We start from the raw sequence: 1,610 nt of genomic DNA, 5'->3' as shown, positions 1-1,610 counted from the left end.
CTTCTCTTCTAAACTCCATTTCTTGTATTTCATATCTCAAATGTACTATTTGAAATTTAGAATATCACTCTGAACTTATAAGGGGCTAAAATACATCTGTTTTCCATAAAAAGAATATTTTGATTTAATGTTATCAATTAAAATTTTCCAATCTGATTCTTCAAATTTAATGTCTGGTGTAATTTTAATTAAAATTTCTAATCCACTACTTTTACCCATAACGTGAATTTCGCAATCTCTTATTCTAAAAGTATAATGCCAATGAATTAAATTATCTGTTGATTCAGTTTTAAAAAGCATACTCATACCATTTGCAATTCCGAATTTTGCTTTTAGTAATTTGTAAAAACTTAATGGAGACAATTCTTTATTAAAATTTCTCCAACTATATATAGTTAATTCTTGTTTAATGCTTAAAGATTCAGCAATGTTTTCAAGAGATCAAATTTCCCAATTCTCAATATCAAAAATTTCTTCTATTGTTGTCATTTTTTGTTTTAAGTTACTGAATTTGTAGTTTTTACGGTAAAATTACTGCCAACGTGTCGCGGCTTGCAGAAGTGGTGAACTTCGTGACCGATTATTTTCGGCTAAGATAAAATTTCTTGCGAAAGAAAAATTTGAATATACCACATATTTCGCCATTTTTGCAAACCGCTGTTAGCTGTAGTACTTATTTTTTTTCACGCAGTATTTTTTCTTGAATTGGAATTGTTTGTAATAATGGCAATATACTTTTGAAAGGTTTTACAAATATCGAATTAGTGTTTTCTATGACTGAACATAAAACACCGATACATTTACCTTCTTGATTCAACACAGGAGATCCACTTAATCCAGCCCAATCTTTATAGTCTTTTATAGTATTTTCAGTATTTAAGAGTAAATAAGCTCCTGTTTTTTTTATAAATTTTAAATTGTTTTTAAAAGCTCCTTGACGATGTAAAAACAATCCTTTTAATTCAGGTTTTATTTTGCCGTATATAAAGTAAGTATCCTCAATATTTGGCTCGATTATATGTTCTTCTAAAAATTCATATTTAAGTTCTTTCGGTGAGACAATATCACTGCCATCTTCTTCATTAATTAGATTTTCATCTGTTAAGAAAGGAGCTTCAAATTTTGTTCTATCAACTAAACTTATAGCTACATCAAATAATTGAAAATCTAAATCTGGTTTAGAGATATTAAAACTTTCCATAAAATAAAACCCTCCAATTGGAGTTATTATCGTCGATAGTTTTTCAGGGAAACTAATATTGTTTAAAATACCAACGTAATTTTCATCACCTAATCTCTCGTTTTTTTGATGGTCATCATAATGTAGATTATGGTCAGCAGTTAAAAAAAACAAATTTTCTTGGTAATTAAGAAAAAAACCTGATCCATATGCTATTGGAAAATTTTCAAAACTTTTATCCTTATTTATTACTATCTGATAATTAGTTTTTATCAAAATTTCTCTTAAATCGAATTCTTTTTCTATCATCATATTCGCGGTTTTTTGGTATTACAGCTAACGTGTCGCGGCTTGCAGAAGTGGCGAACTTCGTAACCGATTATTTTCGGCTAAGATAAAATTTCTTGCGAAAGATAAACGTGAACTTACC

General features: G+C 28.3%; 2 protein-coding genes. Both read right to left on the bottom strand.

The genetic code is table 11. The annotated features are described in order from the left end of the window. Positions 1-75 precede the first annotated feature (75 nt). On the bottom strand, positions 76-363 hold the full coding sequence (locus tag HNQ00_RS16220; RefSeq protein ID WP_173839549.1) for a hypothetical protein: 288 nt from the start codon (positions 361-363) through the stop codon (positions 76-78). 310 nt (positions 364-673) lie between these two features. Continuing rightward, positions 674-1,492: a hypothetical protein gene (locus tag HNQ00_RS16215; protein WP_173839548.1), complete on the bottom strand. Its 819-nt coding sequence runs from the start codon at positions 1,490-1,492 to the stop codon at positions 674-676. Positions 1,493-1,610: the final 118 nt, after the last annotated feature.

This window comes from Flavobacterium aeripolare (genome assembly GCF_013294025.1).
GTDB lineage: Bacteria > Bacteroidota > Bacteroidia > Flavobacteriales > Flavobacteriaceae > Flavobacterium.
Note: the sequence above shows the minus strand (reverse complement) of the source record. Positions and strands in the feature narration are given on the sequence as shown.

Bases quoted from the DNA above. Each gene is read 5' to 3' on its own strand.
- HNQ00_RS16215 (WP_173839548.1), bottom strand. From the start codon at position 1,492: ATGATGATAGAAAAAGAATTCGATTTAAGAGAAATTTTGATAAAAACT.